This window comes from Marinobacter sediminicola, assembly GCF_031157525.1.
Taxonomy (GTDB): Bacteria; Pseudomonadota; Gammaproteobacteria; order Pseudomonadales; family Oleiphilaceae; genus Marinobacter; species Marinobacter sediminicola.
In genome coordinates this window covers 40,827-65,994 of record NZ_JAVIXR010000014.1, presented here as the reverse complement: position 1 = coordinate 65,994, position 25,168 = coordinate 40,827, and the positions used below count along the sequence as shown (strand labels likewise).

Here is a 25,168-nt window from a genome sequence, read left to right as displayed (position 1 = left end):
CATGGCAGCAAAGCATGCGGGAAAGGCCTGGCTGGGTGTTTGTCTGGTATCACTATTGACAGCTTGCTCCCAGGGCAGCGGTTTTTCCGATCTGGACAAGTTCATGGCAGACACCCGAGCCAAACCTCGGGGGCACGTCGAGCCCTTGCCTGAGTTCAGTGCTTACGAGGCATTCAGTTACTCGGCAGCAGACAGGCGAGCTCCGTTTGAGCCGCCACTGGATGTGCAGCTGACGATGGTTGATGAAAAGCCGGTCAGTGACGTTGAGCCCAATCTGGATCGTCCTAAAGAGGTGTTGGAGAATTTTGATCTCAAGGATCTTGGCATGGTGGGCACGCTTCAGGGTGTGACTGGAAACCTGTTTGCTTTGATTCGGGACAATGCGGGCGGTATTCACCGGGTTCGTACCGGGAATTTCATGGGGCAGAACTACGGCCGGGTTATTGGCGTTAGTGAAACCCGAATAGAGCTTATCGAAATCGTTCCCAATGGCCGGGGTGGCTGGGTAGAGCGTCCTCGCTCTCTGACCCTGGACGAAGACGCAGGCTAAGGAGCGATCTGATGAAAACTGAAAGAAAAATGCATGTACAAAAAAGTTCGGGGTCGAGGCTAGCGATGTTCAGAAAACTCAATGTATACGTCAGCGTAATTGCTTTTGGGTTGTTATCCGGCCTGGCCAGTGCGGTCACGCTGGAAGACGTGTCGTTTTCGTCGCTACCGGGAGAGCGCCTGGAAGTGACACTTAAATTTGATGGCCAACCGCCCGAACCGTCGGGCTACACCATTGAGCGTCCGGCGCGAATCGCAGTGGATTTGCGCGATACTACCAGTGGTCTTAACACTCGCAGCATTCCTCTTGGATCAGGTAATGCCCAGAGTATGACCGTTGTGGAGACAAAGGATCGCACTCGTTTGATCTTTAATCTGGTTGAGCTTGCGCCTTACGAGACGGTTCGGAATAACAACTCGTTGGTAATGACCATCGGTGGTGAATCAGGCGCCGGCTCCGTTGCCGCTACCCCCTCCGGTACAGCAGCTGCGTCTCAGCCAGCTTCTACACCGGGTACATTGGCGGGCGTAGATTTCCGTCGTGGTCAGAATGGCGAAGGTCGTGTCATTGTTGATCTGGGAAGCCCCGGTACCCCGGTAGATCTGTCTGAGTTGGGTGGAAAAATCCGCTTGACGATGAATGGGATCGCTGTGCCAGCGGATCTACGCCGTCGCTTGGATGTAACCGATTTCGCAACGCCTGTCAGTCGTGTCGATACGTTCATTGAAGATGGCAATGCTGTAATCGAGATTCGCCCCGAAGGCAATTACGATTACATTGCCTATCAATCGGGCAGCCAGTTTACCGTCAGTGTAGAAAAGCTGAGCGAAGAAGAAGCTGAAACCCGCCGTGAAGAGAAGTTCCCGTACTCCGGGGAGAAGCTTTCCCTGAACTTCCAGGACATTGAAGTACGCTCGGTGCTGCAGCTGATTGCAGATTTCACCGGCCTGAACCTGGTTGCCAGTGACACAGTGGGTGGCAGCATCACTCTGCGCTTGCAGAATGTTCCATGGGACCAGGCTCTGGATCTTATCCTGAAAACCAAAGGGCTGGATAAGCGTCAGATCGGCAACGTATTGCTGGTTGCGCCCGCAGAAGAAATTGCGGCCCGTGAGAAGCTTGAACTTGAAACAACCAAGCAGATTGCAGAGCTTGCGCCAGTTCGTCTGGATATTATCCAGGTTAACTATGCGAAAGCCGCTGACATCGTCGGTCTGATCAAAGAAGACAAAGAACTGATTTCCAGCAGAGGCTTTGTATCATCTGATGCTCGCACCAACACCATCAGTGTTCGTGAAACATCTGAGAAACTGGATGAAATCCGTCGCCTCGTGTCGACTTGGGACATAACGGTTCGCCAAGTCTCCATCGAAGCTAGAATTGTTCGCGCCCAGAATAATGTTGCCCAAGAGCTTGGTGTGCGCTGGGGCGCGGCAGCTCGCGGTGATGCAAACAACGGAAACAACAACGTTGTGGTAGGCGGTTCTCAGGGTGGCTTGGCAGGGATTGCTGGCAGTGGCGCTCTCGGTTTTCCGTCTGACTTGAACGTAGACCTTGGAACTAATCGTACTCCGGCAGGCTCGTTGGCCTTTGGCTATATTGGTACTGACTTCTTGATTGATATGGAGTTGTCCGCCTTTGAAAGTGATGGCCAAGCCGAGGTGGTGTCACAGCCGCGAGTGGTAACTGCAGATCGTCAAACTGCTTCTATCAAGTCGGGCCAGGAAATTCCGTATCAGGAGGCTTCCAGCAGCGGTGCAACCAGCACTTCATTCAAGGAAGCTGTCTTGTCGCTAGAGGTTACTCCTCAGATTACACCTGATGACAAGATCATTATGGATTTGGAGGTCAATCAGGACTCCCGAGGTGAAGATACTGATGCCGGTCCGGCCATCAATACAAACTCCATTACAACGCAGGTACTTGTGGGTAACGGTGAAACGATTGTGCTCGGTGGGATTTTCGAGTCCACCAATTCAACCACGGTTACCAAAACACCGTTCCTGGGCGACATCCCCTATCTGGGTCGTCTTTTCAAGCGAACAGAAGTAACCGAGCTTCGTAGCGAACTCCTGATCTTCATCACACCGAAGATCATCAAGAATGACCTGATTCAGTAACAGGGGTCAGGAAAAAAGCCGCCGCGATAAACCGGCGGCTTTTTTTTGTCTGAAGGCTTGTGGTGCCCACGCTGAAGCTTATGCAATCTTCAGCCCTGTGATATTCTCACCCGCCTGAACATTATTGAGCGGTAGTTATGTCTTTGCCCAAACGCATAGTCCTGGTTGGCCCCATGGGCGCAGGTAAAAGCACCATCGGCCGTATGCTTGCCCGTGAGCTGGGATACAGGTTTCTTGATACCGACCGAATCATTGAGGAGCGCTGCGGAGCAAACATTCCCTGGATATTCGATGTTGAGGGGGAGGAGGGCTTTCGGCAACGAGAAACAGCTATGTTGGAAGAGCTGTCGGCTGAGGCAGGGACTGTGCTTGCTACCGGTGGTGGCGCGGTAATGCGCCCTGAAAATCACGCGCTCCTGAAAATGCATTCGGTGGTTGTCTACTTGAGAACCTCCATTGAGCAGCAGGTGGAGCGCACACGTAAAGATCGGAATCGACCTTTGCTACAGAATGATGACCCCGAAGGTGTTTTGCGGAAGTTGTTTGCCGTTAGGGACCCCCTATATACAGAGTTGGCAGACATCATTATGCATACTGATCGCAAAAGTCCACGTCTTGTGGTGCGGCAACTTGTCAATCGCATAAACCCAAAAACACCGCGGCAACAAAGGCAGGTGCGAAAGGAGGGACGCAATCATGTATAAGTTGCTTCACGAACTTCAAGTTGAGCTGGGTGAGCGTAGTTACCCGATTGTGATCGGTGAAGGCATTCTGGGTGAATATGACCTTTCAGATTACGTCGGCGGATCTCAGGTACTGATTGTAACCAACGATGTGGTCGCGCCCTTATATCTGGAGAAAACAAAAGCCAGTTTTCCCGGGAAGACTATTGATACCCTGGTGCTCCCGGACGGTGAAAAACACAAAGACTGGGAAACGCTGAATCTGATTTTCGACGCCCTGCTGGAAAGGCAGCACACTCGGAAAACGACGCTGGTAGCGCTTGGTGGCGGTGTGGTTGGGGATATGACCGGGTTTGCTGCTGCGTGCTACCAGCGTGGCGTTCCATTCATACAAATTCCTACCACGCTACTGTCTCAGGTGGATTCGTCCGTGGGTGGTAAAACCGGAATTAACCATCCGCTTGGGAAAAACATGGTTGGTGCTTTTCATCAGCCAGAAGTGGTATTGATTGATACAGATACACTTAAGACCTTGCCGCCCAGGGAAGTGTCCGCCGGACTTGCGGAGGTCATTAAGTACGGACTTATTCGTGATCTGGCCTTTCTTGATTGGCTCGAACAGACGATGAGTCAGTTGGTCGCTTTTGATAGCGAGGCGTTGGGAGAAGCCATATTCCGTTCATGTGCGAGCAAGGCCGATGTGGTCGCTCAGGATGAACGGGAAAGTGGAATTCGAGCTACTCTGAATCTTGGCCATACATTTGGCCATGCGATCGAAACCTTCGCCGGCTATGGCAACTGGCTCCATGGAGAGGCTGTAGGCACTGGCATGATTATGGCTGCCGATCTGTCGTTACGAGAGGGGTCGATAAACCCGGCTGATTATGACCGGATTGTGCAGATTGTTCTCAAAGCTGGTCTTCCTTCGCGGCCGCCCAAGCAAATGACGCCTGCGGACTTTATGAGCCTGATGGCCGTCGATAAGAAGAATGTCGATGGCAAATTAAGGTTGGTGTTGCTCAAGGCTGTGGGTGAGGCAGAGGTTACATCCGGCGCATCTCCGGAAAATCTCAAGGCAACGCTCAGCGCTTTCTGTTATCAGGAAAATTGAGCAGGGCGTGTAATTTTGAACCGTAGGGATGTTTAGTGACTGAAGACACTTTCAACAGTCTGGACGGTGGAGGTCTGTTCCCCCGTTTGCAGCAGCGGTATGGCCTTAGGGGTAATCCGCTGGAGATGGACACCCCTTTCTTTCCGGATGGTATGCGTCACCACGCCCTGGAGGCATTGCGCCATCTGTGCGGGTTTGGTGATATGGCTCTGCTACTCACCGGCGGCCCCGGGTCTGGAAAAAGCCGGTTGCTGGCAGAGTTGGTTCGCAGTGAGTCATCACGATTGGGTTTTCATCGCATTTCTTCTGCAGCCATGGTCAGTGTGAGCGCTCTTGCAAAGGATCTTCGGCAGGTTGCCCGTTCTGGCGCTAGCCCGGGTGATAACCCGCGAGAGGCCGTGTATCGCTTTTTCCGATGGTCAGAAACCAGGGTTGGCAAAGGGCAGCGCATGGTGCTACTTGTCGACGATGCTGACCGGGTTCCTACAGAGCTACTCAGGCTGATCCTTGACGGGTTTTTGGCGGCAGATCGAGCCAAGGCGGCAGTCCCGGTTTTCGCTGGGGAGGATCGCTTGGTTACGCTTCTAGGCATAGACGACTCCGCTGTCACAGTTCACCAGGTCCATTTACGACCACTAACCCGAGAAGAAGTGTTCTCCTATCTTGAGCCCCGCGTCCATAACGCGGGGGGTAAGGTGAGTGAACTCCTCAGTCCCGCTCGTCTTTCGCGGATACATGATTTGAGCCAAGGAAGCTTCTCCCGGCTGAAAAGGGTTACGCCAGGGATTTGGCTGGATATCGTGTCTGATGTATCCAAGCAAAAAAACGTCAAGCGTATCGATTTCCGGCAGTTTCGCTTGCCCGCGTTGGCGCTTTTGATCCTGGGAGCTTCCTGGTGGTTCGTGTCCCAGCAGTATGATGAGACGGTAGCTTTGGATAGTGAAGCGCTTCCAGTGCCTGATCGTGTTCGCAGAAGTATTACCATTGGCCCCGAAACACCGGAAGATATGTCTGCAGTGGAAGATGTTCCGGTGTTGACAGAGCCCGTAGCGCCGGCAGAACCTATTCCTGAGCCTGAGCCTGAGCCTGAGCCTGAGCCTGAGCCTGAGCCTGAGCCTGAGCCTGAGCCTGAGCCTGAGCCTGAGCCTGAGCCTGAGCCTGAGCCTCGTTTCATTCCAAAAAATGCTGGTAAATATGTAAGCATTGAGCAGATGCGCAGCCGCAGTAAAGGTTGGACTATTCAGTTAGTGGCTGGAAATCTGGAGCAAACGGCACTGAATGTTATTTCCCGCTACCCCTCTCTCCCTGAGCTGGTTTATACCAAGGGAGAGCGAAAGAGCGAACCTTGGTTCATGGTTCTTCACGGAAGCTATGCAACCAAGGAAGAGGCACAGAAGGCTGCGACCACTTTGCCTCGTGCACTGATATCGGGCACGCCTTGGGTGCGAACAACTGAAGGTTTGTGATCTGCCAGTAATGAGAGGTAACTCTCTGTTTTTGAAGTTGAAAATCATTTCCCCCTGTTTCCTTCCAGAAAAGATAAAATAAAATGTGTTTGAGTACGTATTTATACGTGCGTATAATCGCTGCCCCATTTTTTTAGCGTCGGCTGATTTTGTGCACTTTTTTGGTGCAAAGTCGCTGGCAAAGATGCATAGATATGCAAGAGGGCGCTTATGAAATCAGGTCTGTATCACCCCGACGAGTTCAAAGATAACTGCGGGTTTGGACTAATCGCCCACATGAAAGGCGAGGTCAGCCACAAACTGCTGCAAACGGCCATTGAATCGCTTACCTGCATGACGCACAGAGGTGGTATCGCCGCCGATGGCAAAACCGGTGACGGTTGCGGTCTCCTAATACAAAGCCCTCAAGCTTTTCTGAAGAAAGCTGCCAAAAAAGCGTTCGGCCAAGAGCCCAACGGCTTGTTTGCTGTAGGTCAGGTGTTCCTGAGTCAGGAATCCGATAAAGCTGCAAAAGGCCGACTGGTTCTAGAGAAGTGTCTCGCCGGTCAAGGTCTTGAAGTTATGGGCTGGCGTGAAGTGCCGGTTGATGCCAGCTGCTTGGGGCCTATGGCTCTGGATTGTATGCCGCGTATCGAGCAGGTTTTCGTAACGCCTGCAGGCAAGTCAGAGCAGGAATTTGCCATCAGCCTGTTTGTTGGGCGTCGCCATGCCGAGCGGGATATGGCGGATGATTCCGAGTTTTATATCTGCAGCCTGTCCCACCGCACCCTTGCCTATAAAGGGCTGATGATGCCGGCGGATCTGGCGAACTTCTATAAGGATCTGGGTGATCCTGATTTCGCTACTGCCATTTGCGTGTTTCACCAGCGCTTTTCCACCAATACCATGCCGCTTTGGCCCTTGGCTCAGCCGTTTCGTTTTCTGGCACACAATGGCGAAATTAACACCATCGACGGCAACCGGAATTGGGCTATAGCCCGAGCTGCCAAGTTCAGTTCGCCAAACCTGCCGGATCTGAAAACACTGCAGCCTCTTGTGAACCTTGCCGGTTCTGATTCGTCAAGCATGGACAATATGCTTGAGATTCTGCTGGCGGGCGGCGTGGACCTGTTCCGGGCTGCGCGCATGATGATTCCACCGGCTTGGCAGAATGTCGATACCATGGATTCAGAGTTGCGGGCGTTTTACGAATACAACTCGATGCACATGGAGCCATGGGATGGTCCTGCCGGACTGGTTATGTCGGATGGCCGTTACGCTGTGTGCATGCTGGACAGGAATGGTTTGCGTCCTGCGCGCTGGGTGGTTACCAAGGATGATTTCATTACCCTGGCATCAGAGATTGGTACCTATGGTTACCAGCCGGAGGATGTGGTTGCCAAAGGCCGGGTAGGCCCGGGACAAATGTTGGCGATTGATACGGAAACCGGTGAAGTGTTGCACACCCGGGATATCGATCAACGTCTCAAAACGGCTCAGCCCTACAGGCTCTGGTTGCGCGAAAATGCGCTGCGAGTGGAAGCAACTCTGAGTCAGGAAATGCCGGAATTCCGGCTGATGGATGCGGATGACCTTCTGGTACACCAGAAAATGTTCATGGTGTCCTATGAGGAGCGCGATCAGATCCTGCGCCCGCTCGCGGAAAATGGCCAGGAAGCTGTTGGCTCCATGGGGGACGACACGCCTATGGCAGTATTGTCCAGTAAGGTTCGGCACGTTGCGGACTTTTTTCGCCAGAAGTTTGCTCAGGTAACCAACCCGCCGATTGATCCACTTCGCGAAGCCATTGTGATGTCGCTGGAAACCTGTCTGGGTGCCGAGCGTAATGTCTTTGAGGAAACAGCAGAGCACGCAGACAGAATTATCCTGACGACACCGGTTCTTTCGCCAGCCAAGTTTCTTCGCATCGCCAATAATGAGCGCCCGGGGTTCGCCGTGGCGCGGATTTCCCTGAGCTACCTGCCGGAGCAGGGGCTCGAGCAGGCAATTTGCCGCATTTGTGATGAGGCTGAGCAAGCTGTTCGCAGTGGCAGCGTACTACTTATTCTTTCAGACAAGGATTTGAGGCAGGGCGAGCTGCCGGTGAATTCATTGATGGCGACAGGCGCAGTTCACCACCACCTGTCCGGAAAAAGCCTGCGCTGTGATTCCAATATCATCGTGGAAACAGGCTGGGCTCGGGATCCCCATCATTTTGCTGTGCTGTTGGGCTTTGGAGCCACCGCGGTCTATCCCTACCTCGCATATCAGGTTCTGAATGATTTGATCCGCACCGGCGAGTTGTTAATGGATCCTATCGAGGCGAAGAACAACTATCGCAAAGGAATCAACAAGGGTCTGCTGAAGATCTTGTCCAAAATGGGCATCTCCACTATTGCCTCTTATCGGGGCGCCCAGCTTTTTGAGGCTATTGGTCTGGCTGATGACGTTGCTGATCTGTGCTTCAAAGGGGTTCCGTGCCGCATTCAGGGTGCAAGCTTTTTCGATTTGCAACACGACCAGGAGCAGTTGGCCGCGACAGCTTGGAAGCCGCGCAAGCCCATTACCCCGGGTGGTTTGGTGAAATACATCCATGGTCAGGAGTACCATGCCTTCAACCCGGACGTAGTCACCAAACTGCAGGAAGCAGTGACCACCGGCAGCTACGGGCATTACAAAGAATACGCGGCGCTGGTCAATGAGCGCCCGGTCGCGACGATCAGGGATTTGTTCGGGTTTCGTGAGGGTATAGAAACCATCGAGCTTTCAGCTGTTGAGCCAGTGGAGCAAATCTTTCCCCGGTTCGACTCCGCTGCCATGTCCCTTGGCGCCTTATCGCCGGAGGCTCATGAAGCGTTAGCCGTGGCTATGAACACGCTTGGCGGCCGTTCCAATTCCGGTGAGGGCGGTGAAGACCCGGTTCGCCACGGCACCATAAAGCGCTCCAAGATCAAGCAGGTGGCCTCCGGCCGCTTTGGTGTAACCGCAGAGTATCTGCGCAGCGCCGATGTTATGCAGATCAAGGTTGCTCAGGGAGCCAAGCCAGGCGAGGGTGGACAGCTACCTGGTGGCAAGGTCAACCAGTTGATCGCCCGTCTGCGCTACTCTGTGCCCGGCGTTACCTTGATATCGCCACCGCCGCATCACGATATCTACTCCATTGAAGATCTGGCGCAGCTGATCTTTGACCTCAAACAGGTTAATCCACAAGCTCTGGTCTCTGTAAAACTCGTCTCAGAGCCTGGCGTTGGCACCATTGCGGCCGGCGTGGCAAAGGCGTATGCCGACCTGATTACCGTCTCCGGATACGACGGTGGCACGGCGGCAAGTCCCTTGGCGTCCATACGTTACGCGGGCTCGCCCTGGGAACTCGGATTGACCGAAACCCAGCAAGCGCTGCGCGCCAATGATTTGCGTGGAAAGATTCGGCTGCAAACAGACGGCGGTATAAAAACCGGCCTGGATGTGGTGAAGGCCGCGATTCTTGGCGCCGAGAGTTTTGGCTTTGGCACCACCCCCATGGTGGCTTTGGGCTGCAAATATTTGCGCATTTGCCACCTGAATAATTGTGCTACCGGTGTTGCCACCCAGAACGAACACCTCCGGGAAGAACACTTCAAAGGCACTGTGGAAATGGCTATGAATTTCTTCCGCTTTGTCGCGGAAGAAACCCGTGAGTGGATGGCCAAGCTGGGCGTGCGTACGCTGGAAGAGCTTGTAGGTCGAACGGATCTTCTCGTTCGCTTGCCAGGCGATACCGAGCGCCAGAAACAGCTAGACCTCACGAGGTTGCTGTCCAATGATCACATTCCTGCGGACAAGCCACAAACCTGTCAGATCGAGCGCAATGTGCCATTCGACCAGGGCTTGCTGGCGGAACAAATGCTCAAAGCCATTGCCCCGGCCATTGAAGGCAAAACTGGTGGAGCCTGGAATTTCCGCGTAACCAACTGCGACCGTTCGATTGGTGCGCGACTTTCCGGTGAGATTGCGGCAAAGCACGGCAACCAGGGAATGGCAGACTCGCCAATAACCTTGGGTCTTGTGGGTACTGCGGGCCAGAGCTTTGGTGTCTGGAACGTTGGCGGGCTTAATCTGATTCTTGAGGGCGATGCCAACGATTATGTCGGTAAAGGCATGACGGGCGGCAAGCTGGTCGTCAAACCACCCCGCGGCAGTGTTTTCGAGTCCCAGAATACCGCGATCATCGGTAACACCTGTCTCTACGGAGCCACCGGCGGCAAGCTGTTTGCGGCTGGCACCGCCGGTGAGCGGTTTGCTGTGCGCAACTCCGGCGCCCACGCAGTTGTTGAAGGCGCGGGTGATCATTGCTGTGAATATATGACCGGCGGGCTGGTCACTGTGCTGGGTTCTACAGGCCCCAACTTTGGTGCCGGTATGACGGGCGGGTTCGCCTATGTGCTGGATATGGACAATACGTTTGTAGACAAATACAACCACGAATTGGTGGAAATCCAGCGCATCTCCCGTGAAGAAATGGAAGCCTACCGCAACCATCTGCGCAGCGTGATTCGTGAGCACATATCGGAAACCGGCAGTGTTTGGGCCGAGCATATTCTTGAAGATTTCGACGACTACATCGGCCGCTTCTGGCTGGTGAAACCCAAGGCTGCAAGTTTGCGCAGCCTGCTGGCAAGCACCCGTGCGCGGCCTGAATAAGCGCTTCGCATAGAGAATGGATACTTGCGAGGGTTCCGGGTTGCCAATAGGGGTAGCCCTTGTCGAAATTGAGTTGATGAGAACGCCAATATGAAAGAAAGACTAAACAACGATTTTCAGTTTGTGGAAGTAGGTCGGGCAGATCCGAAAAAGGTTCCTGCGAAGAAACGCAAAAAGGAATTTGGTGAAATCTACCACCCGTTCACTGCAGATAGTGCGGCGACTCAGTCTCACCGGTGTCTGGAGTGTGGCAATCCCTATTGTGAATGGAAGTGCCCGGTTCACAACTACATTCCCAATTGGCTGAAGCTGGTTGCGGAAGGCAACATCATGAAGGCGGTTGAGTTATGTCATCAAACCAATTCGCTGCCAGAAGTCTGTGGCCGGGTTTGCCCCCAGGACCGCCTGTGCGAAGGCGCTTGCACGTTGAATGATGGCTTCGGCGCTGTGACTATTGGTTCGGTTGAGAAATACATCACCGATACGGCCTTTGCTTTGGGCTGGAAGCCGGACATGTCTGCTGTCAAATGGACGGATAAAAAAGTGGCCGTAATTGGCGCTGGCCCGGCAGGCCTTGGCTGTGCCGATGTGCTGGTTCGCCATGGTGTTAAACCGGTGGTGTTTGATATCTATCCGGAAATCGGCGGCCTGCTCACATTTGGCATCCCCGAATTCAAGCTGGAAAAGTCCGTTATGGCTCGCCGGCGACAGGTGTTTGAGGAGATGGGTGTTGAGTTCCGATTGTCCACTGAAGTGGGTAAGGATATTCAGATGCAGGACATCCTTGATGAATACGATGCCGTGTTCATGGGGATGGGTACCTACAACTACATGAAGGGCGGATTCCCGGGCGAAGACCTACCGGGCGTTTATGATGCCTTGCCCTTCCTCGTGTCCAACGTGAATCGTCGCCTCGGGTTTGAAAAAGACGCTTCAGAGTTCATTGATATGAAAGGCAAACGAGTGGTGGTTCTGGGTGGCGGTGACACCGCAATGGATTGTAACCGGACCTCCATTCGTCAACAGGCAGAAAGCGTGAGCTGTGCCTATCGTCGCGATCAGGCCAACATGCCGGGCTCGCGACGTGAAGTGTCCAACGCCAAGGAAGAGGGTGTGAAATTCCTGTTTAATCGCCAGCCCATTGCGATTGTTGGTGAGGGCCAGGTTGAGGGCGTAAAAGTAGTGTCGACGCAGCTCGGCGAGCCGGACGAAAATGGCCGTCGTCGCCCGGAAGTGGTTCCCGGCAGCGAAGAAGTGATACCGGCAGATGCGGTATTGGTCGCCTTCGGCTTCCGGCCGAGCCCGGCGGACTGGTTTGGCAAGCACGCAATCAATACCGACGATTCTGGCCGAGTAACCGCCCCGGAAAAGGCAGAGTACGGCTTCCAGACCAGCAACCCAAAAATATTTGCCGGTGGTGACATGGTTCGGGGTTCGGATCTGGTGGTAACGGCAATCTGGGAAGGTCGCCAGGCAGCCGAAGGTATCATGGATTATCTCGATATTTGATTAAGGCTGTATCATGACTCGACAGGCCGGCTGACTAAGGGTAAGCCGGCCTTTTTTATTATGGCAAACGGGGTATCATTGCTTTCGTTCTACAAAGACCATCTGAAAGAGACAACGTTGGGATCCCTATGACCGAGTTGAAGAATGACCGCTTTCTACGCGCCCTGATGCGCCAGCCTGTTGATCGTACCCCGGTATGGATGATGCGCCAGGCGGGACGCTATCTACCCGAGTATCGCGCTACCCGGGAGAAAGCTGGCGATTTCCTCAGCTTGTGCAAGAACACGCCGCTGGCCTGCGAAGTAACCCTCCAGCCACTTGAGCGTTTTCCGCTGGATGCTGCGATTCTGTTTTCGGATATTCTGACTATTCCGGACGCCCTCGGCCTCGGGTTGTACTTTGAGACGGGTGAAGGCCCCAAGTTCAAGCACCCCATACGCTCCAAAGCAGATTTGGACGCCCTGCCAACTATCAAGGCAACAACCGACCTGGACTATGTAATGAACGCGGTCTCCACCATTCGTGGCGCGCTTAATGGCCGTGTGCCGTTGATTGGCTTCTCCGGAAGTCCCTGGACACTGGCAACTTACATGGTTGAAGGGGGATCCTCCAAGGACTTCCGCGAAGCCAAAAAGCTGATGTACAGCGAGCCTGAGGTTATGCACCGCCTGCTCGACATGCTTGCCGATATCGTAATTGATTACCTCAATGGCCAGATTAAGGCAGGCGCCCAGGCTGTTCAGATATTTGACACTTGGGGCGGGCTCTTGAGCACTTGGGCTTACAAAGAGTTCTCGCTGAATTACATGCAGAAAATTGTAGATAACCTGATCCGTGAGAACGATGGGCGCCGCGTTCCGGTGATTCTGTTTACCAAAAATGGTGGCCAGTGGCTGGAGTCTATTGCAGATACAGGCGCCGACGCTGTAGGTCTGGATTGGACCACAGATATCGGTGATGCCCGTGCTCGTATTGGCGATCGTGTGGCTCTGCAGGGCAACATGGACCCGACTATGCTGTACGCATCACCGGCACGAATCCGCGAAGAGGTGGGTGACATCCTGCGCCGTTATGGCTCTGGCCCAGGCCATATCTTCAACCTCGGGCACGGTATCACTCCAGAAGTGAAGCCCGAGAATGCCAAAGCCTTCATTGAAGCCGTTGTTGAATTGAGCCCGGAATACCACAGCTAAAAAGAGCTGAGCCAATGGGTGACTACCGGATAATGGTTCGAAGCGTAAGCGAGATTCTTGTCTCGGTACGTCCCCTGTTGGGTGGTACGGCCGCTCTGATTGCCGGCAAAAGCTTGCTTGGCGTTGTTCTGCCGCTCCGCATGGAAGCGGCGGGCTATCCGATAGCGCTGATCGGGGCGATCATGGCGGCCTACTACTTTGGCCTCGGGCTTGGGGGGTTGCGCGGAAAGCGGGTAATCCTCCGCATCGGCCATATCCGCGCATTTGCAGCCTTTGCGGCATTAACAGCCGCAGTCACCTTGGCTTACACAGCCTTTACCCATCCAACGGCATGGGTAGTTCTCCGCATAATTAACGGTTTCTGTATTGCCGGCTTAACGGCCACCATCGAGAGCTGGTTGAATACCAAGAGCAGCAACGAAACCCGAGGGCGAGTTCTCGGTTTTTACATGCTCGCCTATTACCTGGCCATCGCTGCCGGCCAAACAATGGTAAACCTCGCAGATCCTGAGGCTCCCGACCTCTTCATGCTGGCGGCAGCTCTGATTGTTTTGTCGTTAATACCCGTTGCTATGACAAGCCTGGGTGAGCCAAATCTCAGCGAAAGCCGCGCACTCAACCTGAAAAAACTCTACGCAGCCTCGCCAGTTGGCATGATCGGGGCGGCGGTATCGGGGATAATGATCGGCTCTTTTTACGCCTTGGGCGTAGTCTTCGCCCGTAGAATCGGCCTGAGCGTGGCTGAATCCGCTATGATCATGAGCGTGGTCGTCCTGGGAGGGCTGGTCTTCCAGCTACCCATAGGTGCACTGGCAGACAGGCTTGACCGACGACTAGTTATGTCGATTGCGCTTATTTTGGTTGGTGCTTCCTGGGCAGTATTGCTGAGCCTGCTCGCTTCAGGCGTACCCTTCGCCACACTACTGATATTGGCTTTGTTCTTTGGCGGCGTAATGAGCAGCATCTACCCGCTCTGCGTAGCAGAAAGTTTCGACCGCCTCGAGCGCAGATACTACGTTGCTGCATCCGGACGCCTGCTGATGATCCACTCCATAGGCGCCACCCTCGGGCCATTGTTCGCAGCGGGACTTATGGCAGCCTCCGGCCCCTTCAGCTTCTTCGTGTTTGAATCAGCAGTGGCCCTGATATATGCCATGTATGTGCTGATGCGCGTCTACAAAAGGCCGGCCGCACCCACGGAGCAAAAGGAAAAATTTGTTCCTCTTCCCGATGCCGCTCCCATGGCAACAGACCTAGACCCACGATGCCAAGAGGAGAACGAGGAGGGTTGTTAATTCACCCTCCCGCTTGGACCCGGATTGCTGCGGCTAAAGCCTGTATGGATGCGTGACCCCGTACCGGCTATAGTCGTATCAGATGTCCCGATAATAAAAAGGAGCAGTCCCTTGCCCGCCAAAGCGCCCGAAAAACGGAAGTTCCATCGTATAAGCTTCGACGCCCCGTGCGAACTTCACGCTCTCGAAAGCCTGTGGACAACCGAGGTGTTGGATATCTCACTGAAAGGCGTGTTGGTCAAACGCCCGCAAAGCTGGGATGTGCCATTGAACCAACCTTGCGAGGTGGTTATTCATCTTGACGGGGAGAAGGTGGGAATTGTTATGGCGGTGGAGCTAAAACACATCGAATCCCATAGGCTAGGCTTCAAATGTCAGTACATCGATTTGGAAAGCGCGACTCATCTGAGGCGTCTTGTTGAATTAAATTTGGGGGGTCAGGTTCTTCTTGAGAGGGAGCTGGCTCACTTAATCGACTAGATTTATTAGTGGCTAAGTGGGAGGTTTTGCATCTGCGCCTGCAGGCGGTTTTTGGACGGTAAAGCCTAACCCTGCCGTAAACTCCGAACGTCAAGGTCAAAGCTCCTCTAAAGCCGTAATAGCGTCGCTAAGCTTGGTCACCGGAATCACCTTCATACCCGCAATAGCCTTGCGGGGCGCATTGGCCTTCGGCACCAAAGCCCGGGTAAACCCATGCTTTGCGGCCTCATTAATCCGCTCCTGACCACTGGGCACCGGCCGAATCTCCCCCGACAACCCGACTTCCCCAAAAATCACCAGATCCTGAGGCAAAGCCCGATCCCGAAACGAAGAGACAACAGCAGCCAGCAACGCCAAATCCGCACTGGTCTCGTTAACCTTCACGCCGCCCACCACGTTTACAAACACATCCTGATCCGACACATGCAAACCGCCATGCCGGTGCAGCACCGCCAAAAGCATGGCCAAACGATTCTGGTCCAGACCCACCGCCACACGCCTCGGGTATCCACCCTGAGCCATGTCCACCAGCGCCTGAATCTCCACCAGCATCGGCCGAGTGCCTTCCCAAACCACCATAACCACACTGCCGGGGGCGGCATCTTCACCACGGTTCAGGAAAATTGCGCTTGGGTTTTTAACTTCCTTCAGGCCCTGTTCCAGCATCGCAAAGACCCCCAGCTCGTTCACCGCGCCAAAGCGATTCTTGATGCCTCGTAGCGTGCGGTAACGGCTGTCGCTTGAGCCTTCCAGTAAAATGGAGCAGTCAATCATGTGCTCCAGCACCTTGGGCCCAGCAAGGCTGCCGTCCTTGGTGACATGGCCAACGAGGAACAAAATTGTGCCTGTTTGTTTGGCAAAGCGGGTCAGATACGCTGCGCTCTCACGCACTTGTGAAACCGAGCCGGGTGCGGATTCAGTGTCCGCCACATGCATAACCTGAATACTGTCTATAACCAGAATTCGTGGCTTTTCCGCCTCTGCCACCTGAATGATCCGTTCGACACTGGTCTCGGAGAGCATTTTCAGATCACTGGTAGGCAAACCGAGGCGTCTTGCCCGCATGGCAACCTGCTGCAGGGATTCCTCGCCAGTGACATAAATCGCAGGAACACTGGCAGCCAAATGGCAAACAGCTTGAAGCAACAGGGTACTCTTGCCTGCGCCCGGGTGGCCGCCCATCAATACGGCAGAGCCTTCCACCAGCCCGCCGCCTAAAACCCGGTCGAACTCCTGCATGCCGGTGCTGATACGCTCCTGCTCGGAGAGGCTTACGTCGTTCAGGCTTTGGACTGTCGACAAGCTGCCGGCGAAACCTTCAAAGCGCACACCGCGGGCGCCTTTGGTATTGCTACTGATGCCGCGCACTTCGCTGACGGTGTTCCAAGTCTGGCAGGCCGTGCACTGGCCCTGCCATTTGGAATAGTCTGCACCGCACTCGGTGCAGACGTAAGCGATTTTGGCTTTTGCCATCAGGCCAGCTTCTTGTACTTCATGCGCTGGGGCACCATGGCGGAGTCCCCTTTGCGCTTTTTGTGGTCTTCGTCGTATTCCGCGAAGTTACCCTCGAAGTACACCACCTCACCGTCATCCTCAAACGCCAGAATGTGCGTGGCTACGCGGTCAAGGAACCAGCGGTCGTGCGAGATAACCATGGCAGCACCCGGGAAGTTCAGGAGAGCCTCTTCCAGAGCGCGCAGGGTTTCTACGTCCAGGTCGTTGGTCGGTTCGTCCAGCAGCAACACGTTGCCGCCTTCTTTCAGCAGCTTGGCCAGGTGCAAGCGGTTACGCTCACCACCCGACAAGTCGCCTACGCGCTTTTGCTGATCCGAGCCCTTGAAATTAAAGCGGCCGGCATAGGCTCTTGAAGGGGTTTCGTAGTTGCCCACTTTAATGATGTCCTGCCCATCACTGAGCAGTTCCCACACGGTTTTCGATCCATCCAGGTCACGGCTTTGATCCACATAGGCTAGCTGAACCGTTTCGCCCACGGTAATGCTGCCCGAAGTAGGCTCGTCCTGGCCGGCGATCATGCGGAACAGTGTGGATTTACCCGCACCGTTACCACCGATGATCCCGACGATAGCGCCAGGTGGCACAGTGAAGGACACATCTTCATAAAGCAGGCGGTCGCCAAACGCTTTGCTGATGCCTTCCACTTCGATGACCTTGTCACCCAAGCGGGGTCCGGGCGGGATATAGATCTCGTTGGTCTCGTTGCGCTTCTGGAACTCCTGGGAGCTCATCTCTTCAAAGCGGGCAAGACGGGCCTTGCTCTTGGATTGGCGGCCTTTGGCATTGCTGCGCACCCACTCCAATTCCTGCTTCATGGCTTTCTGGTGCGAGGCTTCTTGTTTGGCTTCGGTGCTCAAACGCTGTTGCTTGTTCTCCAGCCACTGACTGTAGTTGCCTTCAAACGGAATGCCCTGGCCCCGGTCGAGTTCCAGAATCCAGCCGGCGACGTTGTCGAGGAAGTAGCGGTCGTGGGTGATGGCAACCACGGTGCCCTCGTAATCGTGCAGGAAGCGTTCCAGCCAAGCGACGGATTCTGCGTCGAGGTGGTTGGTTGGCTCATCCAGCAGTAGCATGTCTGGGCCGGAGAGAAGCAGGCGGCATAGAGCCACACGCCGGCGTTCACCGCCCGAAAGGTTCTTTACCGGCTGGTCCCAGGCGGGCAGACGTAGGGCGTCTGCCGCAACTTCCATTTTGCGCTCAATGTCATGGCCGTCGGTGGCCTGAATCAGTGCCTCCAGTTGGCCCTGCTTTTTGGCCAGTGCGTCAAAATCTGCATCCGGCTCAGCATAGGCTGCATAAACCTTGTCCAGTTCGGCCAGAGCGTCATGAACTTCAGAAACTGCCTCGTCGACAATCTCTTTGACGGTTTTGGTATCGTCCAGTTCCGGCTCCTGGGGCAGGTAGCCCACTTTGATGCCGGGCTGGGGGCGGGCTTCACCGATGTAATCCTGGTCCACACCCGCCATGATGCGTAGAAGGGTAGATTTACCAGAACCGTTCAGGCCGAGTACGCCAATCTTGGCTCCCGGGAAGAAACTCAGGGAAATATCCTTGAGGATTTCGCGTTTGGGTGGAACCACCTTGCCCACGCGATTCATGCTGTATACGTACTGAGCCATAAAGGCATTACCCTCTTTATCAAACGAGATGTGGCAGGTTTCTTCGGAGGCGCTTTTCGCTACAGCCTCGTAGAACCTTGCAAACAGGAATAAATAGTTGGGTTTGTAAGGTATCGAAACAAGGGGGCTATAGCAATTTCAGGAAAACCGCCGATATCCGCATGACGGTATCTGCGCACAGCATAAAGGATGATTTCCAACCCGGTAATGGGCTAGAATAGCGGCCCGAATTTTAAGGGATTCCGGAGGCATTCCCAAGACCCTCCGGGCCAGTCAAGCACACAGGGGCAGCGCACCGATGTTTAATCGTGATATGAAGATCGCCGGTTTCGACGACGAACTCTGGAACGCCATGCAGGCGGAAAGCAAGCGTCAGGAGGCTCATATTGAGCTGATTGCATCAGAGAACTACACCAGCCCAAGGGTAATGGAAGCCCAGGGTAGTGACCTGACCAACAAGTATGCCGAGGGTTATCCCGGCAAGCGCTACTACGGTGGTTGCGAGTTTGTTGATATTGCAGAGCAGTTGGCAATTGATCGTGCCAAAGAACTGTTCGGCGCCGCTTATGCCAACGTGCAGCCACACTCCGGTTCCCAGGCCAACTCCGCCGTCTTCATGGCTTTGGTTAACCCGGGTGATACGGTTCTGGGTATGAGCCTTGCTCATGGTGGCCACCTTACCCACGGCGCCAGCGTCAACTTTTCCGGCAAGATCTACAATGCGGTGCAGTACGGTATCGATACAGACACTGGCTTGATCGATTACGACGAGTTGGAAGCGATGGCCGTTGAGCACAAGCCGAAAATGATCATTGCCGGCTTCTCCGCCTATTCCCAGGAACTGGATTTTGCTCGTTTCCGCGCCATTGCCGACAAGGTTGGTGCTTACCTGTTTGTGGATATGGCTCACGTGGCCGGCCTGGTTGCGGCGGGCGTATATCCCGACCCCATGCCCCACGCCCACGTGGTAACCACCACAACACACAAAACCCTTCGTGGCCCCCGTGGCGGCCTGATTCTGGCTTGCGACGATGAAGCTCTGCACAAGAAGCTGAACTCTGCTGTTTTCCCAGGTGGTCAGGGTGGCCCGCTGATGCACGTGATTGCCGCCAAGGCAATTTGCTTCAAAGAAGCCATGAGCGACGAGTTCAAAACCTATCAGAAGCAAGTTGTAAAGAATGCGTCGGCTATGGCTAACGTGTTTGTTGATCGGGGCTACGATGTGGTTTCGGGAGGCACCATGAACCACTTGTTTCTGGTGAGTCTGATCAAGCAGGACATCACCGGTAAAGATGCCGATGCGGCTCTGGGCCGTGCACACATCACCGTGAACAAGAACGCCGTTCCCAACGATCCACGGTCGCCATTTGTGACCTCCGGCCTGCGCATGGGTACGCCTGCGATCACTACCCGTGGTTTTGGTGTGGCGGAATGCCGTGAGCTGGCGGGATGGATTTGCGATATCCTTGATAACCTGGAAGACGAAGACGTCAGCAACCGTGTTCGCGGACAGGTAGAAGCCCTGTGTGCGCGCTTCCCGGTATACAGCTAAGCGTCTGGTAAGACCTGCCGGGCAGGGTGCGTACTCATCGCACCTCCCGGCTCCCTCTCCGGAGTACCGTTATGCATTGTCCTTTCTGTGGTGAAGCAGATACCAAAGTTATTGACTCGCGTCTTGTGACCGAGGGTGATCAGGTGCGTCGCCGCAGAGAGTGTCTATCCTGCCATGAGCGCTTTACCACGTTTGAATCCGCCGAGTTGGTCATGCCGCGGGTGGTTAAGCAGGACGGCATTCGGCAGCCTTTCGATGAAGAGAAGCTCCGCTCCGGAATAATGAAAGCATTGGAAAAGCGCCCGGTCAGCATCGAGCAAATTGATGCTGCGCTGAATCGCATCCGTTATCGCCTGAGGGCGACCGGTGAGCGTGAAGTGAAGTCGATGCAGCTGGGTGAGGAAGTGATGACAGAGTTGCGCCAGCTCGACAAGGTGGCCTATGTAAGGTTTGCCTCTGTCTATCGCAGCTTCCAGGACATCAACGAATTTAAAGAAGAAATTGAGCGGCTTTCGGCAACTAACGGCGAAACGGCGGTTGATGTTGCAAAAGTGTTGGCGGACACACAGACCCCGGACTCAACGAAATGACTGAGCTTCGGGATCTGTCCATGATGGCTCGAGCGGTGCAACTTGCGTGGCGGGGTCGCTACTCCACACACCCCAACCCTCGGGTTGGATGTGTAATAGCTCGTGGCGACAAGATTCTGGGCGAGAGCTGGCATGAGCGGGCCGGAGAAGCCCATGCAGAAACCAGAGCGCTTAGCCAGGCCGGCACGGCTGCCCGTGGTGCTACGGCTTATGTCACGCTGGAGCCTTGTAGTCATTTTGGTCGCACACCGCCCTGTGCCCGAGCGCTAATTGATGCGGGTATATCGCGTGTTTTTGCCGCCACCCAAGACCCGAATCCGTCAGTCTCCGGAAGGGGGCTCGACATGCTCCGTGAAGCCGGCATCCGGGTTCATGTAGGGTTGCTTGCTGAGGAAGCTGAGCGCCTGAACCGTGGTTTCATGAAGCGCATGAATACCGGCCGCCCCTGGGTTCGGCTTAAAATGGCGTCCAGTCTCGATGGCCGTACGGCCATGGCATCCGGAGAGAGCCAGTGGATCACCGGCAGCGAATCCCGTCGTGATGTTCAGCGGCTCCGTGCCGAGAGCGACGCGATACTTACCGGTGTTGGTACCGTGCTTGCGGACAACCCGTCTTTAACGGTTCGCCGCAACGAGCTAGGGGATATTGGCGCTGCCACCGAGCCATCGCGGCAACCCTTGCGTGTAATTGCAGACAGGGATGCTAGAACACCGCCGTCTGCGACCATTTTGCGGGGTGGTAAGGTTCAGGTGTTTTGTGCATCGTCCACGCTGGCAACTGCGCCAGCACAGGATCTTGCGGCGCTGGGAATTCGCCTGAAGGGCGTCTCATGGAAGGATAATGGCATTGATGTCTCCGAGCTGTTGGATTCGCTGGGGGAGATGGGCATTAATGAATTGTTGGTTGAAGCTGGACCAACCTTGGCAGGCACATTTATCAATGAACAATTGGTAGATGAACTCTGGCTATATCAGGCGCCAGTTTTTTTAGGAAGCAACGGTCGGCCTACGGCGCATCTTCCGCTGGAGACGATGGCTGACAAGATTGAATGGACCGTACAAGATCGGCGACAAATTGGAGACGACCAGCGTTTGATCCTGGTTCGCCGTTAAGCGATTAAATTCACAGTGCGCACTAGAGCTGCTTCTGACAAGCGGTACCGGGTGCATTGCAAGGGTGCAAAATAGTATGGCACTGAACAGCGTTGAAGAAATCATAGAAGACATCCGTCAGGGCAAAATGGTTATCCTGATGGACGATGAAGACCGGGAAAACGAAGGCGATCTGGTGATGGCGGCAGAACACTGTACCGCCGAAGACATTAACTTCATGGCTCGCTTTGGTCGCGGTCTCATCTGCATGCCTATGACACGGGACCGTTGTGAACAGTTGGGCTTGCCGTTGATGGTTCAGCAGAACGCGTCGGGCTTCGGCACCAAGTTTACCTTGTCTATTGAAGCGGCTACCGGTGTAACCACGGGTATTTCAGCGGCGGATCGCGCACGCACGGTGCAGGCTGCTGTTGCTCGCAATGCAAAAGCGTCGGATCTGGTTCAGCCGGGGCATATTTTCCCGCTGATGTCTGATCCGGGCGGCGTGCTTAGCCGTGCCGGCCATACCGAAGCCTCCTGTGATCTGGCCGCCCTTGCGGGAAGTGAGCCGGCGGGTGTTATTTGTGAAATTATGAATGATGATGGCTCCATGGCACGCAGGGAAGACCTGGAGCTATTTGCTGATGAGCACAATCTGAAGATTGGCACCATCGCCGACCTGATTCACTACCGCACCACCCACGAACGCACCGTTGAGTGTGTTGAAGAGAATCAGCTCGATACGGAATACGGTGTGTTCAAACTGCGCACTTACCGCGATATTATTCAGGGCTCTACGCATTTGGCTATGGTTTACGGTGAGATTCCGGCGGATGAGCCTGTGCACGTGCGCGTTCATATTACCGATACCTTGCGGGACTTGCTGGGCGCTCGCCGCAAGGATTCCCGAAGCTGGCCGCTGCATCATGCGCTTGAAAAAGTGGCCGCTGAAGGCAGCGGTGTTGTGGTTCTGCTCAATAGTGCGGAGGACAGCTACAACCTGGAAGACCGTATTCAGGAATTTTTTGACCATGGGCACGGCCCCTCTGGCAAAGGCAGCTCCGGTGTGTATTTTACCGTGGGCACCGGCTCCCAGATTCTGCGGGATCTTGGCGTAAGCAAGATGCGTTTGCTTAGCCCGCCCGTAAAATACTCGGCCATATCCGGATTTGATCTGGAAGTGGTTGAGTACATACCCTACACCCCAGACTGATTAACCTGGCTGCAGCACTTTGCTGGAGCCCGTGAAGGAGCCACCGATGGCGGATATCAAAGTAATTGAAGGTGATTTTACCCAGTGCACCGGGCGCTATGCGCTGGTGGTTGGCCGTTTTAACAGTTTCGTTGTGGAAAGCCTGGTAGAGGGTGCTATCGACACCTTGCGCCGCCACGGTATTCCCGACAGCGATATAACCGTTGTGCGCGTGCCCGGAGCCTACGAAATGCCCTTGGCTGTAAAGCGTGTTGCAGAAACCGGTGGCTATAGCGCCATTATTGCCTTGGGCGCCGTTATTCGTGGCGGCACCCCGCACTTTGAGTATGTTGCTGGCGAAGCGTCCAGTGGTATCGGTGCAGTAAGCCTGGAAACCGACGTACCAGTAACTTTTGGTGTACTGACCGTTGATTCAATCGAGCAGGCCATTGAGCGCTCCGGCACCAAGGCCGGCAACAAAGGCGCCGAGGCGGCTATTACAGCGCTGGAAATGGTTAGCCTGTTTAACAAGCTGGGTGAGTAATGAGCGACACTGAAGGTACAACACCCGGTTCGGCGCCGACAGGCCAGCCAAAAGCTGGCGATCGCCGCCGTGCCCGGGTTCTGGCAATGCAGGGGCTTTACCAGCGCCACTTTACCAAGAGCCCGATTTCGGATATTGAAGCCGAGTTCATGGTTGATAATGATATGACCAAGGTAGACTCTTTGTATTTCCGTGATGTTCTGCGAGGGGTTCACCGTGAACAGGCGGAGCTGGACAAGCTGATTGAGCCCTTTCTTGACCGCCCGCTGCTTGAGGTAGACCCCGTGGAGCTTGCCATTGTTCGGGTAGGTGCCTACGAACTGCGCCACCGGGTTGATGTGCCGTATAAAGTTGTTATCAATGAGGGCATCGAATTGGCAAAGCGATTCGGGGGTACAGAAGGGCACAAGTTTGTTAACAGTGTGCTCGATAAGTTAGGCCGTCGTTTACGTCTTGCCGAGACCCGCTCACGCTAACCGATGGGTGAATTTGAGCTGATCCGGCAGTATTTCATGCCGTTGGCGCGTCTGCACGGTTCCCGCTCTGTTGTGCTGGGACCGGGCGACGACTGTGCCATTCAAAGTGTTCCCGCCGGTTTTGATCTGGTTTTTTCTATCGACACTCTCGTTGAGGGTGTGCACTTCCCCCTTGGCTATCGCCCAGACTATCTCGGCTGGAGGGCCCTTGCAGTAGCTGCGAGTGACCTGGCCGCCATGGGTGCCGAGCCCGCCTGTTTTACCCTTGCGCTGACACTTCCCGAAGTCGATGAACCCTGGTTGCAGGATTTCGCCCGTGGGCTGGGTCGTGCGGCGGAATCCTTTGGCCTGGTGCTTGCCGGAGGTGATACAACTCGCGGCCCTCTTACATTAAGCCTGCAGGTGCATGGATTGGTGGAGCAGGGGCGAGCCATCAGACGCTCCGGAGCATGTGCTGGCGATCTGATTGTGGTGTCTGGCACCTTGGGTGATGCGGGGGCGGCCTTGGATTATCTTGATGCCCGCAGTCCCTCAGAAGACGAGCAGTCGGTATTGGAGCGCTATCACTATCCGCAGCCGAGGCTGAAATTGGGCATGGCTTTGAGGAGCCTCGCGACGGCGGCGATTGATGTATCCGACGGATTGCTGGCAGATCTTAATCATATTCTTGAAGCGTCTAATGTCGGCGCGAATATTGACCAAACCCAAGTGCCGGTATCGCAGGCACTCGCTCGCTTGAAAGGTGATTCAGCCACGGGTTATGCGCTGAACTCTGGCGATGATTACGAGCTGTGCGCAACCATTCCGGAAGCACGTTGGGCAAGTGTGCCCAAATCGTTAAAGCAACAACTCACCGTTATCGGTGTGATTGAGCCTGCTTCTGGTTTGCGCCTCGATGGTACTGCTGTAGTGTCGGGCTCAGAGGTGACAGGTTTTGACCATTTCAGGAGAAAAACATGACCCAGGAAGATCAGTGGCCAGAGCCGGATTTGCCACAGGCCATTTTGCCGCCGGGATTTCTGAAAAACCCCGTGCACTTGTTAGCCTTCGGCTTTGGTAGCGGCGCAGCGCCACGGGCCCCGGGAACTTGGGGGAGCCTGGCTGCTATTCCACTGTGGTACTGCTTTGCCTGGTTGCCGCCTGCTGCTTACTGGCTGGTTGTTGCATTGGCCTTCGTGGTGGGCATTTGGCTATGTGGAAAAACCGCGGCCGATTTAAAAGTGCACGACCACGGCGGTATCGTGTGGGACGAGTTTGTGGGGATGTGGATTGCCCTTGGCTTGTTTCCAGAGAATATTTACGGCGTATTGTTGGCGTTTCTGGTATTCAGGCTGTTCGATGTGCTGAAGCCATGGCCTATCAGCTGGCTGGATGAGCGATTGCCAGGCGGGCTGGGGATCATGGTAGATGACGTCGTCGCAGCCGCCATGGCACTGCTTTGCCTACTCGCGATTGACACTTGGCTGATGCCGTTCATCCTTTAAGTCTCCCGGAAACGCATTTGCGGTATGCATGGGTGCGCC

The 25,168-nt window shown here is 54.8% G+C and carries 20 protein-coding genes; 18 read left to right on the top strand and 2 right to left on the bottom strand.

Annotation, left to right across the window (positions count from 1 at the left end):
- The first annotated feature begins 1 nt into the window (after position 1).
- The 10 genes from RG807_RS15900 to RG807_RS15855 all read left to right on the top strand — a co-directional run bounded on the left by RG807_RS15900 (position 2) and on the right by RG807_RS15855 (position 15,066).
- Complete coding sequence (locus RG807_RS15900) at positions 2-550, top strand: pilus assembly protein PilP (protein ID WP_298453209.1); 549 nt, start codon at positions 2-4, stop codon at positions 548-550.
- A gap of 65 nt (positions 551-615) precedes the next feature.
- Positions 616-2,670: a type IV pilus secretin PilQ gene (locus RG807_RS15895; protein ID WP_309045786.1), complete on the top strand. Its 2,055-nt coding sequence runs from the start codon at positions 616-618 to the stop codon at positions 2,668-2,670.
- Between the two features lie 137 nt (positions 2,671-2,807).
- Positions 2,808-3,374 carry a shikimate kinase AroK gene (gene aroK, locus RG807_RS15890; protein ID WP_309045772.1) on the top strand — a complete coding sequence of 189 codons (567 nt, stop codon included), beginning with the start codon at positions 2,808-2,810 and terminating at the stop codon, positions 3,372-3,374.
- Positions 3,367-4,464, top strand: coding sequence for a 3-dehydroquinate synthase (gene aroB / locus RG807_RS15885; protein ID WP_309045771.1), 1,098 nt, complete (start codon positions 3,367-3,369; stop codon positions 4,462-4,464). Before aroK ends, aroB begins: the two co-directional genes overlap by 8 nt.
- 35 nt (positions 4,465-4,499) lie before the next feature.
- Positions 4,500-5,930: an AAA family ATPase gene (locus tag RG807_RS15880; RefSeq protein ID WP_309045770.1), complete on the top strand. Its 1,431-nt coding sequence runs from the start codon at positions 4,500-4,502 to the stop codon at positions 5,928-5,930.
- A 210-nt stretch (positions 5,931-6,140) separates the two neighbouring features.
- Positions 6,141-10,589: a glutamate synthase large subunit gene (gene gltB / locus RG807_RS15875; RefSeq protein ID WP_309045769.1), complete on the top strand. Its 4,449-nt coding sequence runs from the start codon at positions 6,141-6,143 to the stop codon at positions 10,587-10,589.
- Positions 10,590-10,679: 90 nt separating this feature from the next.
- Positions 10,680-12,098, top strand: a complete 1,419-nt coding sequence (locus tag RG807_RS15870) for an FAD-dependent oxidoreductase (RefSeq protein ID WP_309045768.1) — start codon at positions 10,680-10,682, stop codon at positions 12,096-12,098.
- 128 nt (positions 12,099-12,226) lie between these two features.
- Entirely contained in the window at positions 12,227-13,291 is a 1,065-nt protein-coding gene (gene hemE / locus RG807_RS15865) for a uroporphyrinogen decarboxylase (protein ID WP_309045767.1), read from the top strand.
- Between the two features lie 14 nt (positions 13,292-13,305).
- Positions 13,306-14,586, top strand: a complete 1,281-nt coding sequence (locus RG807_RS15860; RefSeq protein WP_309045766.1) for an MFS transporter — start codon at positions 13,306-13,308, stop codon at positions 14,584-14,586.
- Positions 14,587-14,697: 111 nt separating this feature from the next.
- Positions 14,698-15,066 carry a PilZ domain-containing protein gene (locus RG807_RS15855; protein WP_309045765.1) on the top strand — a complete coding sequence of 123 codons (369 nt, stop codon included), beginning with the start codon at positions 14,698-14,700 and terminating at the stop codon, positions 15,064-15,066.
- Positions 15,067-15,162: 96 nt separating this feature from the next.
- Here RG807_RS15855 and radA read toward each other — a convergent pair whose 3' ends face one another.
- Positions 15,163-16,539 (bottom strand): DNA repair protein RadA, encoded by a 1,377-nt coding sequence (gene radA, locus RG807_RS15850; RefSeq protein ID WP_309045764.1) that lies wholly within the window; start codon positions 16,537-16,539, stop codon positions 15,163-15,165.
- Positions 16,539-18,200, bottom strand: a complete 1,662-nt coding sequence (gene ettA / locus RG807_RS15845) for an energy-dependent translational throttle protein EttA (protein ID WP_309045763.1) — start codon at positions 18,198-18,200, stop codon at positions 16,539-16,541. The genes radA and ettA overlap by 1 nt, the downstream gene beginning before the upstream one ends.
- A gap of 298 nt (positions 18,201-18,498) precedes the next feature.
- Between ettA and glyA the strand changes: the two genes are divergently transcribed.
- The 8 genes from glyA (at position 18,499) to RG807_RS15805 (ending at position 25,129) form a co-directional block, all read left to right on the top strand.
- Positions 18,499-19,752, top strand: a complete 1,254-nt coding sequence (glyA, locus tag RG807_RS15840; protein ID WP_309045762.1) for a serine hydroxymethyltransferase — start codon at positions 18,499-18,501, stop codon at positions 19,750-19,752.
- A 71-nt stretch (positions 19,753-19,823) separates the two neighbouring features.
- Entirely contained in the window at positions 19,824-20,342 is a 519-nt protein-coding gene (gene nrdR / locus RG807_RS15835) for a transcriptional regulator NrdR (protein WP_309045761.1), read from the top strand.
- Positions 20,339-21,454, top strand: a complete 1,116-nt coding sequence (ribD, locus tag RG807_RS15830; protein ID WP_309045760.1) for a bifunctional diaminohydroxyphosphoribosylaminopyrimidine deaminase/5-amino-6-(5-phosphoribosylamino)uracil reductase RibD — start codon at positions 20,339-20,341, stop codon at positions 21,452-21,454. The genes nrdR and ribD overlap by 4 nt, the downstream gene beginning before the upstream one ends.
- A gap of 76 nt (positions 21,455-21,530) precedes the next feature.
- On the top strand, positions 21,531-22,646 hold the full coding sequence (ribBA, locus tag RG807_RS15825; protein WP_309045759.1) for a bifunctional 3,4-dihydroxy-2-butanone-4-phosphate synthase/GTP cyclohydrolase II: 1,116 nt from the start codon (positions 21,531-21,533) through the stop codon (positions 22,644-22,646).
- A 46-nt stretch (positions 22,647-22,692) separates the two neighbouring features.
- The gene (gene ribH / locus RG807_RS15820; protein WP_309045758.1) at positions 22,693-23,169 is read left to right on the top strand and encodes a 6,7-dimethyl-8-ribityllumazine synthase; all 477 of its coding nucleotides are present in this window, start codon (positions 22,693-22,695) and stop codon (positions 23,167-23,169) included.
- Complete coding sequence (nusB, locus tag RG807_RS15815; protein WP_309045757.1) at positions 23,169-23,645, top strand: transcription antitermination factor NusB; 477 nt, start codon at positions 23,169-23,171, stop codon at positions 23,643-23,645. Before ribH ends, nusB begins: the two co-directional genes overlap by 1 nt.
- Before the next feature lie 3 nt (positions 23,646-23,648).
- The gene (gene thiL, locus RG807_RS15810) at positions 23,649-24,605 is read left to right on the top strand and encodes a thiamine-phosphate kinase (RefSeq protein ID WP_309045756.1); all 957 of its coding nucleotides are present in this window, start codon (positions 23,649-23,651) and stop codon (positions 24,603-24,605) included.
- Positions 24,602-25,129 carry a phosphatidylglycerophosphatase A family protein gene (locus tag RG807_RS15805; protein WP_309045755.1) on the top strand — a complete coding sequence of 176 codons (528 nt, stop codon included), beginning with the start codon at positions 24,602-24,604 and terminating at the stop codon, positions 25,127-25,129. Before thiL ends, RG807_RS15805 begins: the two co-directional genes overlap by 4 nt.
- The last annotated feature ends 39 nt before the right edge of the window (positions 25,130-25,168 follow it).

Bases quoted from the DNA above. Each gene is read 5' to 3' on its own strand.
- RG807_RS15900 (WP_298453209.1), top strand. From the start codon at position 2: ATGGCAGCAAAGCATGCGGGAAAGGCCTGGCTGGGTGTTTGTCTGGTA.
- RG807_RS15895 (WP_309045786.1), top strand. From the start codon at position 616: ATGTTCAGAAAACTCAATGTATACGTCAGCGTAATTGCTTTTGGGTTG.
- aroK (WP_309045772.1), top strand. From the start codon at position 2,808: ATGTCTTTGCCCAAACGCATAGTCCTGGTTGGCCCCATGGGCGCAGGT.
- aroB (WP_309045771.1), top strand. From the start codon at position 3,367: ATGTATAAGTTGCTTCACGAACTTCAAGTTGAGCTGGGTGAGCGTAGT.
- gltB (WP_309045769.1), top strand. From the start codon at position 6,141: ATGAAATCAGGTCTGTATCACCCCGACGAGTTCAAAGATAACTGCGGG.
- RG807_RS15870 (WP_309045768.1), top strand. From the start codon at position 10,680: ATGAAAGAAAGACTAAACAACGATTTTCAGTTTGTGGAAGTAGGTCGG.
- hemE (WP_309045767.1), top strand. From the start codon at position 12,227: ATGACCGAGTTGAAGAATGACCGCTTTCTACGCGCCCTGATGCGCCAG.
- RG807_RS15860 (WP_309045766.1), top strand. From the start codon at position 13,306: ATGGGTGACTACCGGATAATGGTTCGAAGCGTAAGCGAGATTCTTGTC.
- radA (WP_309045764.1), bottom strand. From the start codon at position 16,539: ATGGCAAAAGCCAAAATCGCTTACGTCTGCACCGAGTGCGGTGCAGAC.
- ettA (WP_309045763.1), bottom strand. From the start codon at position 18,200: ATGGCTCAGTACGTATACAGCATGAATCGCGTGGGCAAGGTGGTTCCA.
- glyA (WP_309045762.1), top strand. From the start codon at position 18,499: ATGTTTAATCGTGATATGAAGATCGCCGGTTTCGACGACGAACTCTGG.
- nrdR (WP_309045761.1), top strand. From the start codon at position 19,824: ATGCATTGTCCTTTCTGTGGTGAAGCAGATACCAAAGTTATTGACTCG.
- ribD (WP_309045760.1), top strand. From the start codon at position 20,339: ATGACTGAGCTTCGGGATCTGTCCATGATGGCTCGAGCGGTGCAACTT.
- ribBA (WP_309045759.1), top strand. From the start codon at position 21,531: ATGGCACTGAACAGCGTTGAAGAAATCATAGAAGACATCCGTCAGGGC.
- ribH (WP_309045758.1), top strand. From the start codon at position 22,693: ATGGCGGATATCAAAGTAATTGAAGGTGATTTTACCCAGTGCACCGGG.
- nusB (WP_309045757.1), top strand. From the start codon at position 23,169: ATGAGCGACACTGAAGGTACAACACCCGGTTCGGCGCCGACAGGCCAG.
- thiL (WP_309045756.1), top strand. From the start codon at position 23,649: ATGGGTGAATTTGAGCTGATCCGGCAGTATTTCATGCCGTTGGCGCGT.
- RG807_RS15805 (WP_309045755.1), top strand. From the start codon at position 24,602: ATGACCCAGGAAGATCAGTGGCCAGAGCCGGATTTGCCACAGGCCATT.